Below are 14,224 nucleotides of genomic sequence, written 5' to 3' on the forward strand. Positions count from 1 at the left end.
AACAGCGTAATTCCCCATTTCGTTTTGTAACAACTTAAAGATACTGCAAGAAATAAAAGCTGATTTGTTTAATATTACTATAAATGTTATAACACGAAATCCAAGCCTTTTTTATTTCCGTATGTATAATTTTATTGCATTTAACCGAAATTAAAAGCAAGTTTATCACACACCTAATTAAACGAACGTCATGAACACAATTGGTAAAAATATCAGACAGATCCGTCAAAAAAATGGATGGAACCAGGCACATGTTGCAAAAAGACTCAGTATTTCTACGCCTGCGCTTTGTAAGATTGAAACTGGAATAACAGATATCAATTACTCAAGACTTGATCAAATTGCAAACCTTTTTGAAATCTCCATAGTTAATCTTTTGTTTGAAGAAGGTGAAAACCCGCAGTCCGAACGTCAGGAAGAAGTTAATTTGCTTAAAGAAAAATTGATGCAGAGGGAACAAGAGATTAATAAGCTTGAAAAGAAATTGATTGAGCTTTACGAAGAAGCCCGAAGAAAATAAGCTCCTGTGCGTTTTTAATTATTGGTTTGGAAATTGCTATTGTAGCTAAAAACCATTATGCAAAAACTTCAACACAGTGTATATTCCCTTCTATTTTTAGTTCTGGCTTTTAGCAGCCTATTTTTTGCCCGGGATTTTTTAATCCCGGTTGCAATGGCGGCTATATTCTCCATGCTGTTTATAAAGCTTTGCGGCTGGTTTGAAAAAAAGGGCAGCAGCAGGGGTATGGCCGCTTTATACTGCGTATTAATTTTTATAGCTGCAATTTCATTGATTGTATTTCTGTTGAGCTGGCAATTGAGCAGCCTGGCAGAAAACATCGATGAGATGAAACAAAGACTGATCAGTTTTTTTAACCGTGCCCGTGTCTGGATCAATGAAAGTGCAGGCATATCTCTTAAAGCGCAGGAGAAAATGGTTAAAGAACAAAGTGAAAGTGGTTCTGCAAGTGCAGGAAGCATGGCAGCAAGCTTTGCCGCCAGTATTTTCAGCATGCTGGTTAACACGGTACTTGTGCTGGTTTACATGTATTTATTTTTAGTTTACCGGTCACACTTAAAAAAGTTCATTCTGAAACTTGTTCCAAGGGACGAGAAGAACACGACTGTGAATGTGGTTGATGAGGCTGGTAAAGTAGCCCAGCATTACCTAAGTGGCTTGGGTGCTATGATTGCTGTGCTTTGGGTAATGTACGGCATCGGTTTTAGCCTGGTTGGTGTAGAAAATGCGATCTTTTTTGCTGTGCTTTGCGGACTTCTGGAGATCATCCCTTTTATTGGAAATCTGACCGGCACATCAATTACTGTGCTGGCCGTACTGGCCCAGGGAGGCAGCGGTAAAATGGTTATTTTAGTAATTGCTACATACCTTGTCGTTCAATTCATACAGACCTATATTCTGGAACCCCTGATCGTGGGAGAACAAGTAAATATCAATCCCCTTTTTACAATTATGGTACTGGTTTTAGGTGAGATGCTTTGGGGGGTTCCCGGCATGATCCTGGCCATCCCATTACTGGGAATAATTAAAATAATCTGTGACCACGTTCCTGATTTACAGCCTTATGGCTTTTTAATAGGTATAGAAAATCAGAAAAGTAAAAGAACAGGTGTCCTTGATAAAATCAGGAATTTATTTAAACGGTAGCATTTATGATACATTAAAATAAAACATAGAGCTATCAGGAATATCAACATATAAGGGCTTGAATTTTGTAAAATAACAGATAATCCTAATTGTTGATTATGGTAGCTTTAATACTTCCAATGTTTAATAATAATCCCGATTCCAATACAGAAGTAAATATTCCAAGGCCTGATGAGTCTGATCTTATCAATGGTTTAAAAAATGGAGAAGAACTCGCGTACTCGAAACTTTATAAAATGTATGCTGCTACCCTTTTGGGGATTATTTGCAGAATTGTAAAAACAGAGGAAATTGCAGAGGATGTGCTTCAGGAAACGTTTATTAAAATCGGAAGGTCAATTGGCCAATATGAGCCGGCTAAAGGGAGGTTGTTTACGTGGATGGCACGTTTAGCGAGAAATTCAGCAATTGACCACTTAAGAAGCCGTGGCAATTTAAACAGCAACAAAAATAATGACCTTGACATGGTATCTAATGAAGTTGACAGTTCTTATAACACAACTTATAACCCGGATACCATTGGTATAAAAAAGCTCACCTATACACTCAATGATTCTCAGAAACAAGTACTGGATCTGATCTATTTTGAGGGCTATACCCATACTGAAGTAGCTGAACGGCTACAAATACCTATTGGAACCGTTAAAACACGGATTCGGATGGCCATTCAAAATCTTCGTAAATTCTTTTAACCTAAGCTTCACTTAGATCAGCCAATGATCTTAGTTACCATTTGCTGTGCACTTACAATGGCTGCTTCTACCGTGCCGGGATGTGCACCCGTATACATTCCCTCACCCGCAAAATATAGGGTATCCTGAACCGGCTCATTCAGAATCTTTAAGGCTTCCAGGGTCTGTGGTGTTTTATAGGTGTATGCTCCGAGTATTGATTTTTGCCTCTGCCAGTTAAATACCTGCCAGGACAGCAACATTTCTTTTATGCGGGTTACCGGAAGGTTAAAAATAGATGCAACAGATGAAAGTGCCTGCTCCAGAAGTACTCCTTCTCCATACTTACTCAGTTCGATTGCCTTGTTACCTCCTACCCATCCGGTTAGAATAAAGGACTTTTCCGGAAGTTGGGTCCACCAGGTGGGAAAAACTTCCTGACTCAGAAAAAAACCGGCGTCTTTTTTCCAAAACCGTTCTTTAAATGACAAAAGTACTTTGATCACTCCCCCATAGCCTATATGCTGCGATGCTTCAAAGTAGTCGGTTAGTGCCGGCTTAAAGCTTAGGTCGAGTCCGCCCTTCTTCTGAAGGATACTTACCGGAACAGTAATTACACATTTTTGGGCATGATGTGTTAAATGATCTACCGTACTGACGGTTACACTTCCTTCTTTCCAACTGATTTCTTTTACAATTGAATGGTTAATCAATTTACAACCTTTCTTTCTGCATGCTGAAACGAGATACCTAATGAGTTTTCCATATCCGCCTTCTACCCGGTAGTCATCAGTTTCATTTACCCATTCCAGATGAAGTGATTTTACACTTACCCGATCGGGATCTGCGATATCGAATCCTTCTGCATATGCCCTTGCCTCTGCACGAAGCTCAGTATACCCGGTTCCGGGAAAATAATCATGCAAAAAATTATTCAGGGTTATGTCGGTTTCTATTTCTCCCATTTTTCGGATTAACACCTCCCAGCCATCAATCATCTCTGGCTGCTGCTGAAGGCTCCTGTTTTTTTTGCGGTACATTTCTCCGGAAACCGGCACATACCCTATTCCCGCTTCTTTGAGCAGTGCGATGGTTTGTGCGGCATCTCCATGAATAAATTCTGCACCGCCTTCAATTGTTGAATTAAAGCTCTGCTTATTTATAGAACAGATCCTGCCCCCAAATTTGCGGAGGGCTTCCAGCAGGATCACGTCATATTTACCGGACAATTCTCTTGCTGCGACCAGTCCGGAAATACCGCCTCCGATTACAATTACCGTTTCTCGATTCATTGGGTTTAATGATTACTTTTTATAAAGTACCTCAGTATTCAAATTGTTTTACAGACCTTATTGAATACCTCCGGCCAGGTCAATTTATGAAACACTTTTGAATTACAGGTGTTAACTTTAGAAACCTATGATTATGAAATATAAAAAGTTATTATCCACTCTTCAAGGAAGCAAGGATCACACACTGCCTGCAGTTGCTTTAGTAGCTGGTTTGGCTATTGGTGCTGCATTGGGAATATTGTTTGCACCTAAAAAAGGAAAAGATACCCGCGATACGATTACTGACGCTACTGCTGAGTTTACAGATCTGGTCATGAAAAAATTCAAAGAGGCTAAAGACAAGATCTTGAATTCAGAAAAGATAACAGAAATTAAGGAACAGGCAGTGGAAAGTGCCTGGGAGAAAGCCAGGGACGTCGCAGATCATTTGAAAGGACCGGAAGATCAAGCCATTGATCCCACAATAATCAATGTGTCATCTGCTGGAACTTCTGCCTGGAAAGAAAACGGTTAAGCTTAATAAAACCGGTTGACTTCTATAGATTAATCTAAAACTCAGTTTCAGGAAAATAATCAATGGATGCTGTGGGGAATATTGACCTTGCTATTTAAATTCAAAAATAGAACATCTGTTTAAAAATAGAACATCCGTTTAAATAAAACCAGCAGTTCCACGTTTGAAACTGCTGGTTTTAATACTTGTATTATTTAGTAAGGAGGCAGATCATTCGTCTCCGGGATCTGCTGCCTTTTTATTCCTTTTAGCCATATGCAGATCCTGAGCAGCATCTATAGAGTGTGACTTATGAATATCATCATCTGCCTCAGATATATCAGATAATTTCTGATAGTACTTATGAAGTACATCCAGCTCAGATTCCGTCAGGTCTTCAATATCTACCATGCGGTTACTGGCATGCCTGCTGGCTGCTATCAGTTCATTCAATTTCAGCTGTATTGCTTTAGAGTCTTTGTTCTGTGATTTCTGAATTAAGAATACCATTAAAAATGTAATGATCGTTGTGCCGGTATTGATCACCAGCTGCCAGGTATCAGAATAATTAAATACAGGTCCGGTAATGATCCAGATCACCACGATCAGTACCGCTACGCCAAAAGCTACCGGGCTACCAGTCCAATTGGTAATCTTAGTAGAAACCCTTTCAAAAACATTGTGCTCATTCTTTTTCATTTTACAGGTATTAAACTTATGAATCTCTAATATAGGATTATAACAGCATGTTCTTATATTCCATCTGTTCATTCCTTTTTTCTACAGAACAATGCCTGTTATTTTTTGTTTTTAACGTACAACACATATATATCTATGGAAACGAACCCTTACTGGATCTTTATTCTTGCCTTACCCGTAGCCTGTATTGCCTGGACAGTTACCAAAGAAGAAGTATTCAGGGAACCCAGGGAATATTGCGTAGAAAAATCAAAGAGCTGTAAAAACATTTTTAAAAGAAAGCTTTTTTATATGCTTACCTGTGAGTATTGCTTTAGTCACTATGTGACCTTGTTTCTATTGGTCATCACCAAATACACCTTATTGTACCCGGATTGGAGGGGATATCTGATCGCTGGTTTCTCTATCGTGTGGATTGCAAACGTATATATGAGCATTTATAACCTGATTCGCATTGATCTTAAGAAAGAGAAACTGATTGTACAAAAAGAAGAAGAAAAGATCAGGAATAACTCCGGCTTATCTGATCACCTATCTTCTGAACAACAGGTTCTTTTAAAATAAACCTGATATCGTCCAATGGATCCTGGTACTCATACATTGGATGTGTACCAGGATCCAGATCTTCTATAGAAACTGCCTCCCAGTTTTCTCCTGCTGCGCCCATGAAAATTTCGCCTACCAAACCACCATGGTATACGATTTTATAACTCCCGGCTTCCTGCGGATGTATATTCAGGTCAATTTTCCTACCCTGTTCTTCTATAATGATGTTGAATGGATCCATATATAAAACCAACAATCTGATAAAAAAATAGTTTGGGCCGAATTCGATTTGTTTAAGGATCATGCAAACCATTTTAGGGGTCATCATGTTCTAGTGCTGAAGCCAATATCTTTAACCTTGAAAGTATCAGACCATGAATAACGACAAAAAAAACACCTCTGAAAGGGACAGTTCTACCATTAGCGTATGGCAGGAAGGCCTTGAAAGACCAGCTGCTAACCCGGGGCAACCTGCCGATCAAACCATTTATGATGTTTTGATCGTTGGTGCTGGCCTTACAGGAATTACTACTGCATTAATGCTTCAGCATGCTGGTAAGCAATGTATTTTGATTGAAGGAAATACAATAGGCTATGGCACAACCGGGGGGACTTCTGCCCATTTAAATACCTTCTTTGATGCTACCTATCCGGAAATAGATCAGGATTTTGGAACCGATGCATCCAGGCTTGTAGCCGAAGGCGGAAAAGAAGCGTTCTCACTCATTTCTGCATTTGTCAATAAATATAACATCGATTGCGATCTTGAATATAAAGATGCGTACCTGTTCTCAGAAAATGAGAAGGAAAGCAAACAACTGGCAGACATTCTGAAAGCTTCAAAAAATGCTGGAATAGCTGTTGATGAAGCAAATGAAAATGGTGTCCCCATTTCTTTTGACCAGGCTATCCTGTTTAAAGATCAGGGTCAGTTTCATCCATTAAAATACGGCTATGCACTTGTTGAAGCCTTTAAAAGTGCAGGTGGCAAAGTCCTTGAAAATACGTTCATTGATAAGGCAACATATGAAGATGATGTCCATACGGTTTGGTCCGGGGATACTCTTTTAAAAGGTAAAAATCTGATCTATGCAACGCATATCCCTCCGGGGATCAATATTTTAAGTCTGAGGTGCGCTCCTTACCGCAGTTACGTACTCGGTATTAAACTAAAAGATGAGGCTTATCCAGACGCACTTTCCTACGACATGCAGGAACCTTATCATTACTTTCGAAGCCATGTAATTGAAGGACAAAGATACCTGATCCTTGGCGGAGAAGATCACAAGACAGGCCATGATGATCCTGAGATGGCATTTAACAACCTGGAAGCTTATGCTAGGAAACATTTTAAGGTTGATGCAGTTACCTATAAATGGTCTGCCCAATACTATGTTCCTGCCGATGGCTTGCCCTACATTGGCATTCATCCGCAAGGTAATGAGCATACTTTCATAGCTACTGGATTTAACGGAAATGGAATGATGTTTGGAACATTATCAGCAAAGATCATCTGCGACCTGATCCTTGGAAACGAATCTAAATATGCAAAATTATTTAGTCCGTCCAGAATTAAACCAATTGCTGGCTTCATGGACTTTGTAAAAGAAAATGCAGATGTTGCTTACCACTTTGTAGCTGACCGTTTTTCTGCGAAGGAAATAGAATCGCTTACTGAAATAAAAGCTGGCGAAGGCCAGATTATTGAATATAAAGATCAAAAACTCGCAGTTTACAAGGATAGTAGTGGAAAGATATCGGCTTTAGATCCGGTGTGTACGCATGCGGGATGCATCGTAAAATTCAATACCTCAGAAAAAAGCTGGGATTGTCCCTGTCACGGCGGCAGGTTTAGCATTGACGGAAAAGTATTAAATGGCCCGCCAACACAAGACCTGAAAGCCTATGACCTTACTACTTTGAAATGATCCTTTCCTGCTCATCCTCATCCTCATCGCGCTTATTTCCGAGATGTGTGTTTGGCAAATCTCCATTTTCCCGCTCCTTTTCAAAATCAGTAGGCTGATCATTTAAATTCTCTATTTCGGGTAACTCTGCATCAGTTCTTTTATCTGTACTGCTATTAAACCTTGGGACATTCAGGTCCTGAGGTTTTTCAACATTATAATCTTCAGATTCGGGTTTTGGGGTTTGCTTATTATTTTCCATGGCTAATGTGTTTAATTGGTGACTGGTAATTAAACAGAGGGCTGGATTAAAAGTTTGCCATTAGCCATAGATATGTCAAATACCATTAAAAGTTTAAACATATAAAATTTATTTATACTTTTGACTAAAATAACCATTTGGTCAAGAATTATGAAAATCATTACACCGTTATTCGCATTGATCCTGTTGCTTACTGCATGTGGCGGTAATACAGAAAAAATTCAGCTTAGGGCTCCTGAGCAAAGTACCGCAGACAGCACATCAGCAAAATTATCTACAGACTCCGTTGCTGTGGATACCACTATTATCCCATGAGTTCTTTCATTAATTTATCAAAGGCGTCCTTCATTTCAGCCAGTTCTGACTCTACTTTGGTAAGGCGTTCTTCTAAATTTCCTGAAGTTTTACTGAAGTATTCTTCTGGTGATTCTTCCAGTGTAAGATCCGGGGTTCCGCTCAGCAAATGAATATACCGGGTTTCTTTCTGACCGGCACGTTTAGGCAGCTGCATAACGTAAGGGATCTCTGGTCCGGAAAGTCCTTCCAACACTTCCTGTACCTCTTCTAAAGATTCAAATTCATACAACCTTCCTGAATTGGTATTCAGTTCACCGGGGGTTTGGGCTCCCCTGAGCAAGAGTAAACAAATGATGGCTACTTCTTTGGGTGTTACCGGAAAAACGATTGCAAAATTATGTTTATACTTAATGCTTCTGCTTGATCCGCCTGTTGCTGTGGAGATCAGTCCTTTTCTTTTTAAAGCATCCAGCGTTAATACCACGATCTGCTCATCATACTGCACCACCGGTTTACGTGATGTTTTCTGATTACAAGCTGCTGTAATTGAATTGATGGTCATCGGATAATACTCAGGAGTTGTTTTAGATTTCTCCATCAATACACCGAGAATCCTGATTTCTTCTGCGTTTAAAACGGGTAAAGATTGTGCCTGATCCATTCCATAAAAAGGTTAACGTAAGATATCTTCAATTTTAATCAGCTCTTCCGGACTAAAACTGGTATTATTTAAACAAAGTAAGGAGTCTGCCAATTGTTCTGGTTTACTTGCCCCTACTAAAACAGAGGTAATCCTTTCATCCCTAAGGATCCAGGACAAGGCCATTTGAGCAAGCTTTTGTCCACGGTCTGCAGCAATTGCATTCAGCTGGTTTAGCTGGTCAATCCTTGCAGCTGTCAGCTGGTCTTCCTGCAATGCACCATGCGTTTTCGCAGCACGGGAATCGGACGGGATCCCTTTTAAATATTTATTGGTAAGCATTCCCTGTGCCAGTGGTGAAAATGGAATACACCCAATTCCTTCTGCTGATAAAAGGTCTAACAGTCCATCCTCTATCCATCGTTCATACATAGAGTACTTTGGCTGATGGATCAGGCATGGTGTTCCCAACGCTTTGAGGATCTTTATCGCCGCTGCTGCTTCTGCAGGTTTATAATTGGAGATACCTACATACAATGCCTTTCCCTGGCGAACAATAAGATCTAATGCAGCCATGGTCTCTTCCAACGGCGTTTCCGGATCGGGACGGTGGTGATAGAATATATCTACGTAATCCAGTTCCATTCTTTTCAGGCTCTGGTCAAGACTGGAAACCAGGTACTTTTTAGAACCCCAATCTCCATAAGGGCCATCCCACATCGTATAACCTGCTTTTGAAGATATGATCATTTCATCGCGATAGCCTGAAAAATCACGCTTCAGCAATTTTCCGAAATTCTCTTCTGCCGATCCTGGAGGGGGGCCATAATTATTGGCAAGGTCAAAATGGGTAATGCCACTATCAAAAGCGAGTTTGAGGATGGCACTTGAATTTTCTAACTGATCTACATGGCCGAAATTATGCCATAAGCCAAGGGAAATGGCAGGAAGTTTAACACCGCTATTGCCGCAACGGCGATACTGCATCTGGCTATATCGGTTAGAATTTGGTAGGTAGGGCATATTTTGAGTATATTCAGCAACAGGAGGCCTGCTGCTGAATATGAATTAAATTTATTTATCAGTATTCTTTTTTTCTGTGATTTCAGTACGGATATCCTGAGCAAGAACTTTTAAGTCCTGCATTGCTTTACGTACTCTTGTTCCTGCAGCACTGTTACCAGCATTATAAAATTTCTCTGCATCTGCTTCTACTGAAGCTAATAGTTCTTTAACTTTTGAAAATTTTTCCATATTTTGATTTTTTAATTTGTAGGCCAAATATATATTATTTTAGAAATAAACGCGCATAACTTATCCTCCATTGCGTTTTTTGTTCTTAAATACTTCTTTTAAAAAACATTTTTTATTTCCATTGGTTACTTTTTTTGAAACAAAGCACCTGAAAAAATATGGATAAAGTTATATATGTAGTTGAGGATGATGATGATATCCGGTTTATCATTGAGTATATTCTGATAGAAAACGGTTATTTGGTTCAAACGTTCGCAACGGCTAAAGAATTTCACGATGAAATGGAAAAAGCCCACCCAGACCTCATTCTACTCGATGTAATGCTGCCTGATGCGAATGGAATGGACATATGCAGAGCGTTAAAAACAAATGAAAATACCAGGCACATCACGCTTGTGATCATGTCTGCCCATGCTGCAGAAAAGGCTGTTCTGGAAGAAGCCTGTGCTGATGATTTTATCAGTAAGCCTTTTGATCTGGACGAAATGGTGATGCGGATCCAGAAATTAATAGGGCGCTGATTATCCCCTTCCTGCCATTTTTATTAAACGCTGTGACAGGTCTTTTCCTAAATAGCCATCTATGATGCTATGAACTACATATAGTATAGGTGTCATTAGAATGGCCACCACAAATTTGTAGGTATAATTAACGAGCCCGATTGCCGCTACCATCTGCCAGCTCCAGTTGTATTGGGGATTCAGATAAAAGGCGATAAAAATAACCACAAAGCTATCTATAAACTGTGAAACGAGCGTTGATCCGGTTGCACGAAGCCACAATGCCCGGTCGCCGGTAATCTTTTTAATCTTGTGAAAAATAAGCACATCGGCAATCTGTCCGATAATAAAGGCGACAATAGACCCTACAATGATCCACATGCCCTGGCCAAATATTCCGGCAAATGCATTATTCATGTTTGTAGATTGTCCGTTTATCTTTTGGTTTATCCAAAAATCAGCTGGTGTAAGATTCATTGCTGCACCTACGATTACAAATGCATAAGAAATCAGCAATGCAGTAATGATAGATAAAAACCGGACCTGTTTAACCCCAAAATACTCATTGATAATGTCGGTCATGATAAATATAAGCGGCCAGGTGAGTACGCCGGCAGACATGTTAAAGGAAAGTCCCTTTACCCCCATTAAATTAATGTCAAAATGCTTAATACCTAATGTACCTTCAACAGTAAATATTTTTACACCGATAAATTCTGAAAGAATCGCATTGGCGACAAAAAAAGTACCTAAAACGAGCAACAATCTGCTCTCTTTTGTTTTAAAACTCATAGCAGGTTGAAATTATTAAATAATTTTGATATAAGAGGATAAATATTATTTCTATTTTAGCTTTACATGATCCCTATACAATCTAAACTACCAGGCGTTGGTACCACCATATTCTCAGTGATGTCTAAATTGGCTGAAGAATATAATGCAATCAATCTTTCTCAGGGTTTTCCTGATTATGAATGTGATCCTAAACTGATCAGTTTGATTACCGACTCAATGAAAATGGGTTATAACCAATACGCTCCCATGCCCGGATTGCCTGCATTACGAACCATCCTGGCTGAAAAAGTAAGTACCCTGTACCAGGCTTCTTATGATCCGGATACAGAAATAACCATTACTGCCGGCGGTACACAAGCTATTTTTACGGCGCTTGCCTGCTGCATTAACCCTGGCGATGAAGTCATCATCTTTGAGCCTGCTTACGACTCCTACGCTCCTGCCATTAAATTATTGGGTGGTTTGGTAAAACCTGTTGAACTGAGTCCCCCTGATTATGAGATTGATTGGGAAATGATTAAAAAACTGCTTACTGTAAATACAAAAATGATCATCCTGAACAATCCGCAAAATCCAACGGGTTGTATCTGGTCTGAAAAAGATATGCAGGCCCTGATCAGGTTAATTAAGGATACGGATATCCTGATCTTAAGTGATGAAGTTTACGAGCACATCACGTTTGACGAACAAGACCACAAAAGTGTGGCTTTATATCCGGAGCTTAAGGAACGCAGTTTTATTGTGGCTTCATTTGGCAAACTACTTCATGCTACCGGATGGAAATTAGGTTACTGTATGGCTCCTGATTATTTAATGAAAGAATTTAGAAAAGTACACCAGTTTAATGTGTTCAGCGTAAATACGCCCATGCAGGTTGGTATTGCCAACTATCTTAAAGATCCGGATACCTATACCGGGCTGTCTGCTTTCTTTCAACAAAAGAGGGACCTGTTCCGCGATATGATGGGTAAAACCAAATTTAAATTATTACCTTGTAAGGGCTCTTATTTTCAATGCGTTACTTACAGTCACCTGGATGATTTGAAAGATACTGACATGGCTGTAAAGCTTATTAAAACCTGTGGCGTGGCTAGTATACCGGTTTCTGCATTTTATACTAAAAATACAGACCACCATGTTTTACGCTTTTGTTTTGCTAAAAAGCAAGAAACTTTAGAAAAAGCCGTTGAAAGACTAATGAAACTATAATTTACATCCCCTAAATTAAAATTATGGAGCATTCAGACCAGCTGAATATCAATAACCTTAAGATTACCATATTCCAGGCCTACCTGTTTTGGGAGAACATCGATAAAAATCTGCAGAACCTTGCATTAAGGCTTTCTATGGGTATTAAAGAAAAGACTGATCTGATCATTTTGCCTGAAATGTTCAACACTGGTTTTAGCATGAATGCTGAAGTCCTTGCTGAAGAAATGAATGGAAAAACGATGACCTGGATGTCTGCAACTGCAAAAAAATATGAATGTGTAGTTACCGGAAGCCTAATCATCAAAGAAAACGGACAGTATTACAACCGTCTGATCTGGATGCTGGCAGATGGAAGCTGCAGCTTTTATGATAAACGGCATTTATTCGGACTTGGCGAAGAGGATCAAAACTATACTCCAGGTACAGATAAGGTTATTGTTTCCCTTAAAGGCTGGAAGATCCGTTTGGCCATTTGCTATGACCTTCGCTTCCCGGTTTGGCTCCGCAACCAAAATGAAGAATACGATATCCTGCTATTAATCGCCAGCTGGCCGGATAAAAGATCTTCACACTGGAACGCCCTGATCCCTGCACGTGCTATAGAAAACCAAAGCTATGTAATTGGAACAAACCGCGTTGGCCATGACGGCAAGGAGGTTTACCATAGCGGACATTCGCAATGCATTGATCCGATGGGTAAAACCATTTATTACAAACCCGAGGACGAAGACCTGTATACCTTTAGCATCAGTTATGATGAGCTGGTAAAAACACGGAGCAATTTTCCTTTTCTCAAAGATGCCGATCACTTTACCTTACTTTAAATTAAACACGCCATCATGTTTAACCGTAGAAAATTTATAAAAGCAACTGCCCTGTCTGCAACACTACTTGCCGTTGACCGGAAAAATGCTGCAGGTATGATCCCTCAAAATTCTGGCCATGCAGAGGTAAAGCCCATTGTAATCTCTACCTGGGATTTTGGGATTGCGGCTAACCAGGCTGCCTGGAAGGTGCTGTCTGCCGGAGGCCGGTCTTTGGACGCTGTTGAACAAGGTGTTCATGTGCCCGAAGCCGATCCTAAAAACCAGTCTGTTGGTTATGGGGGGCTGCCGGACCGTGATGGTCACGTTACACTGGATGCCTGCATTATGGATGAATCCGGGAATTGCGGCTCCGTAGCCGGACTGGAGCACATCATGCATCCAATATCTGTTGCCCGGATGGTGATGGAAAAAACACCGCATGTGATGCTTGTTGGCGATGGTGCCCTGCAATTTGCCCTTGAAAATGGCTTCAAAAAGGAAAACCTGCTCACAAAAGAAAGTGAGGCTGCCTGGAAAGAATGGCTAAAAACGGCAAAATATGCGCCGGTCATGAACATTGAAAACAAACTTTACGATAAAGCATCCCCTACTAAATTACCCGGAAACCAGTACAACCACGATACCATTGGCATGCTTGCCATTGATGCCAAAGGAAATATATCTGGCGCCTGCACAACCAGCGGTATGGCATATAAACTGCATGGCCGGGTTGGCGATAGTCCGATAATAGGCGCTGGCTTATATGTTGACAATGAAGTGGGCGGTGCTACCTCAACCGGTGTTGGTGAAGAAGTAATCCGGAATGTAGGCAGTTTCCTGGTTGTTGAACTGATGCGCCAGGGGTACTCTCCTGAAAATGCCTGTAAGGAAGCGGTGATGAGAATCATTAAGAAAAAACCAGAAACGGCTAAAAATATCCAGGTAGGCTTTCTTGCTATGAATAAAAAGGGGGAATATGGAGCCTATGCAATCCAGAAAGGCTTTAGCTTTGCGGTTTGTAATGCTAAAAAGAATGACCTTCTGATTCCCGGCAATAGTTATTACTAACCTTTAAAATATAATTGGTCTTAAGATATCAATGAATTTTAAGTATTTTAATATTTTAAGTATGATTAGCCCTTTAAATATTACTACCCTTTTAAATATAAAAACCTTTTAAATTA

General features: G+C 40.0%; 19 protein-coding genes. 11 read left to right on the forward strand and 8 right to left on the reverse strand.

Annotated features, from left to right (window positions below; translation table 11 throughout):
- Window positions 1-190 precede the first annotated feature (190 nt).
- From ATK78_RS05140 to ATK78_RS05150, 3 genes are all read left to right on the forward strand, one after another.
- Window positions 191-520 (forward strand): helix-turn-helix domain-containing protein, encoded by a 330-nt coding sequence (locus ATK78_RS05140; RefSeq protein ID WP_133574962.1) that lies wholly within the window; start codon window positions 191-193, stop codon window positions 518-520.
- A gap of 57 nt (window positions 521-577) precedes the next feature.
- Window positions 578-1,666: an AI-2E family transporter gene (locus ATK78_RS05145; protein WP_133574963.1), complete on the forward strand. Its 1,089-nt coding sequence runs from the start codon at window positions 578-580 to the stop codon at window positions 1,664-1,666.
- Between the two features lie 119 nt (window positions 1,667-1,785).
- Window positions 1,786-2,358: an RNA polymerase sigma factor gene (locus ATK78_RS05150; RefSeq protein ID WP_133575290.1), complete on the forward strand. Its 573-nt coding sequence runs from the start codon at window positions 1,786-1,788 to the stop codon at window positions 2,356-2,358.
- 17 nt (window positions 2,359-2,375) lie between these two features.
- On the opposite strand, the gene ATK78_RS05155 is transcribed toward ATK78_RS05150, so the two are convergent.
- Window positions 2,376-3,629, reverse strand: coding sequence for a flavin monoamine oxidase family protein (locus ATK78_RS05155; RefSeq protein ID WP_133574964.1), 1,254 nt, complete (start codon window positions 3,627-3,629; stop codon window positions 2,376-2,378).
- A 133-nt stretch (window positions 3,630-3,762) separates the two neighbouring features.
- Here ATK78_RS05155 and ATK78_RS05160 point away from each other — a divergent pair, with 133 nt between their 5' ends.
- The gene (locus ATK78_RS05160; protein WP_133574965.1) at window positions 3,763-4,143 is read left to right on the forward strand and encodes a YtxH domain-containing protein; all 381 of its coding nucleotides are present in this window, start codon (window positions 3,763-3,765) and stop codon (window positions 4,141-4,143) included.
- 210 nt (window positions 4,144-4,353) lie between these two features.
- Here ATK78_RS05160 and ATK78_RS05165 read toward each other — a convergent pair whose 3' ends face one another.
- A complete protein-coding gene (locus tag ATK78_RS05165) occupies window positions 4,354-4,821 on the reverse strand; it encodes a low affinity iron permease family protein (protein ID WP_133574966.1) in 468 nt (155 codons plus the stop codon).
- A 135-nt stretch (window positions 4,822-4,956) separates the two neighbouring features.
- Between ATK78_RS05165 and ATK78_RS05170 the strand changes: the two genes are divergently transcribed.
- On the forward strand, window positions 4,957-5,385 hold the full coding sequence (locus ATK78_RS05170) for an MFS transporter (RefSeq protein WP_133574967.1): 429 nt from the start codon (window positions 4,957-4,959) through the stop codon (window positions 5,383-5,385).
- Here ATK78_RS05170 and ATK78_RS05175 read toward each other — a convergent pair.
- On the reverse strand, window positions 5,324-5,671 hold the full coding sequence (locus ATK78_RS05175) for a hypothetical protein (protein WP_133574968.1): 348 nt from the start codon (window positions 5,669-5,671) through the stop codon (window positions 5,324-5,326). The genes ATK78_RS05170 and ATK78_RS05175 overlap by 62 nt on opposite strands.
- A 70-nt stretch (window positions 5,672-5,741) precedes the next feature.
- Between ATK78_RS05175 and ATK78_RS05180 the strand changes: the two genes are divergently transcribed.
- A complete protein-coding gene (locus tag ATK78_RS05180; protein ID WP_133574969.1) occupies window positions 5,742-7,295 on the forward strand; it encodes an FAD-dependent oxidoreductase in 1,554 nt (517 codons plus the stop codon).
- Here the strand turns inward: ATK78_RS05180 and ATK78_RS05185 are convergent.
- The gene (locus ATK78_RS05185) at window positions 7,282-7,536 is read right to left on the reverse strand and encodes a hypothetical protein (RefSeq protein ID WP_133574970.1); all 255 of its coding nucleotides are present in this window, start codon (window positions 7,534-7,536) and stop codon (window positions 7,282-7,284) included. The two genes, ATK78_RS05180 and ATK78_RS05185, sit on opposite strands and share 14 nt — an antisense overlap.
- Before the next feature lie 150 nt (window positions 7,537-7,686).
- Between ATK78_RS05185 and ATK78_RS22690 the strand changes: the two genes are divergently transcribed.
- Window positions 7,687-7,851 carry a hypothetical protein gene (locus tag ATK78_RS22690; RefSeq protein WP_166664829.1) on the forward strand — a complete coding sequence of 55 codons (165 nt, stop codon included), beginning with the start codon at window positions 7,687-7,689 and terminating at the stop codon, window positions 7,849-7,851.
- Here ATK78_RS22690 and ATK78_RS05190 read toward each other — a convergent pair.
- The 3 genes from ATK78_RS05190 to ATK78_RS05200 are packed head-to-tail and all read right to left on the reverse strand — an operon-like array spanning window position 7,841 to window position 9,727.
- Window positions 7,841-8,494, reverse strand: a complete 654-nt coding sequence (locus ATK78_RS05190) for a YceH family protein (RefSeq protein ID WP_133574971.1) — start codon at window positions 8,492-8,494, stop codon at window positions 7,841-7,843. The genes ATK78_RS22690 and ATK78_RS05190 overlap by 11 nt on opposite strands.
- A gap of 12 nt (window positions 8,495-8,506) precedes the next feature.
- A complete protein-coding gene (gene mgrA, locus ATK78_RS05195) occupies window positions 8,507-9,496 on the reverse strand; it encodes an L-glyceraldehyde 3-phosphate reductase (protein ID WP_133574972.1) in 990 nt (329 codons plus the stop codon).
- A gap of 51 nt (window positions 9,497-9,547) precedes the next feature.
- Window positions 9,548-9,727, reverse strand: coding sequence for a histone H1 (locus tag ATK78_RS05200; protein ID WP_133574973.1), 180 nt, complete (start codon window positions 9,725-9,727; stop codon window positions 9,548-9,550).
- A gap of 158 nt (window positions 9,728-9,885) precedes the next feature.
- Here ATK78_RS05200 and ATK78_RS05205 point away from each other — a divergent pair, with 158 nt between their 5' ends.
- Window positions 9,886-10,248 carry a response regulator transcription factor gene (locus tag ATK78_RS05205; protein WP_133574974.1) on the forward strand — a complete coding sequence of 121 codons (363 nt, stop codon included), beginning with the start codon at window positions 9,886-9,888 and terminating at the stop codon, window positions 10,246-10,248.
- On the opposite strand, the gene ATK78_RS05210 is transcribed toward ATK78_RS05205, so the two are convergent.
- A complete protein-coding gene (locus tag ATK78_RS05210) occupies window positions 10,249-11,019 on the reverse strand; it encodes a queuosine precursor transporter (protein WP_133574975.1) in 771 nt (256 codons plus the stop codon).
- 66 nt (window positions 11,020-11,085) lie between these two features.
- On the opposite strand from ATK78_RS05210, the gene ATK78_RS05215 reads away from it, so the two are divergent.
- Genes ATK78_RS05215 through ATK78_RS05225 form a run of 3 tightly spaced genes read left to right on the forward strand, consistent with a single transcriptional unit; the run spans window position 11,086 to window position 14,108 of the window.
- Window positions 11,086-12,231: a methionine aminotransferase gene (locus ATK78_RS05215; protein WP_133574976.1), complete on the forward strand. Its 1,146-nt coding sequence runs from the start codon at window positions 11,086-11,088 to the stop codon at window positions 12,229-12,231.
- Window positions 12,232-12,254: 23 nt separating this feature from the next.
- On the forward strand, window positions 12,255-13,058 hold the full coding sequence (locus ATK78_RS05220; protein ID WP_243732444.1) for a nitrilase family protein: 804 nt from the start codon (window positions 12,255-12,257) through the stop codon (window positions 13,056-13,058).
- A 15-nt stretch (window positions 13,059-13,073) separates the two neighbouring features.
- Window positions 13,074-14,108: a N(4)-(beta-N-acetylglucosaminyl)-L-asparaginase gene (locus ATK78_RS05225; protein WP_133574977.1), complete on the forward strand. Its 1,035-nt coding sequence runs from the start codon at window positions 13,074-13,076 to the stop codon at window positions 14,106-14,108.
- Window positions 14,109-14,224: the final 116 nt, after the last annotated feature.

This window comes from Pedobacter metabolipauper (assembly GCF_004362715.1).
Classification (GTDB): Bacteria; Bacteroidota; Bacteroidia; order Sphingobacteriales; family Sphingobacteriaceae; genus Pedobacter; species Pedobacter metabolipauper.

Coding starts and splice junctions, on each gene's coding strand:
- ATK78_RS05140 (WP_133574962.1), top strand. CDS start 191: ATGAACACAATTGGTAAAAATATCAGACAGATCCGTCAAAAAAATGGA.
- ATK78_RS05160 (WP_133574965.1), top strand. CDS start 3,763: ATGAAATATAAAAAGTTATTATCCACTCTTCAAGGAAGCAAGGATCAC.
- mgrA (WP_133574972.1), bottom strand. CDS start 9,496: ATGCCCTACCTACCAAATTCTAACCGATATAGCCAGATGCAGTATCGC.
- ATK78_RS05210 (WP_133574975.1), bottom strand. CDS start 11,019: ATGAGTTTTAAAACAAAAGAGAGCAGATTGTTGCTCGTTTTAGGTACT.
- ATK78_RS05170 (WP_133574967.1), top strand. CDS start 4,957: ATGGAAACGAACCCTTACTGGATCTTTATTCTTGCCTTACCCGTAGCC.
- ATK78_RS05190 (WP_133574971.1), bottom strand. CDS start 8,494: ATGGATCAGGCACAATCTTTACCCGTTTTAAACGCAGAAGAAATCAGG.
- ATK78_RS05220 (WP_243732444.1), top strand. CDS start 12,255: ATGGAGCATTCAGACCAGCTGAATATCAATAACCTTAAGATTACCATA.
- ATK78_RS05215 (WP_133574976.1), top strand. CDS start 11,086: ATGATCCCTATACAATCTAAACTACCAGGCGTTGGTACCACCATATTC.
- ATK78_RS05150 (WP_133575290.1), top strand. CDS start 1,786: ATGTTTAATAATAATCCCGATTCCAATACAGAAGTAAATATTCCAAGG.
- ATK78_RS05180 (WP_133574969.1), top strand. CDS start 5,742: ATGAATAACGACAAAAAAAACACCTCTGAAAGGGACAGTTCTACCATT.
- ATK78_RS05200 (WP_133574973.1), bottom strand. CDS start 9,727: ATGGAAAAATTTTCAAAAGTTAAAGAACTATTAGCTTCAGTAGAAGCA.
- ATK78_RS05145 (WP_133574963.1), top strand. CDS start 578: ATGCAAAAACTTCAACACAGTGTATATTCCCTTCTATTTTTAGTTCTG.
- ATK78_RS05185 (WP_133574970.1), bottom strand. CDS start 7,536: ATGGAAAATAATAAGCAAACCCCAAAACCCGAATCTGAAGATTATAAT.
- ATK78_RS05205 (WP_133574974.1), top strand. CDS start 9,886: ATGGATAAAGTTATATATGTAGTTGAGGATGATGATGATATCCGGTTT.
- ATK78_RS22690 (WP_166664829.1), top strand. CDS start 7,687: ATGAAAATCATTACACCGTTATTCGCATTGATCCTGTTGCTTACTGCA.
- ATK78_RS05155 (WP_133574964.1), bottom strand. CDS start 3,629: ATGAATCGAGAAACGGTAATTGTAATCGGAGGCGGTATTTCCGGACTG.
- ATK78_RS05175 (WP_133574968.1), bottom strand. CDS start 5,671: ATGATCCTTAAACAAATCGAATTCGGCCCAAACTATTTTTTTATCAGA.
- ATK78_RS05165 (WP_133574966.1), bottom strand. CDS start 4,821: ATGAAAAAGAATGAGCACAATGTTTTTGAAAGGGTTTCTACTAAGATT.
- ATK78_RS05225 (WP_133574977.1), top strand. CDS start 13,074: ATGTTTAACCGTAGAAAATTTATAAAAGCAACTGCCCTGTCTGCAACA.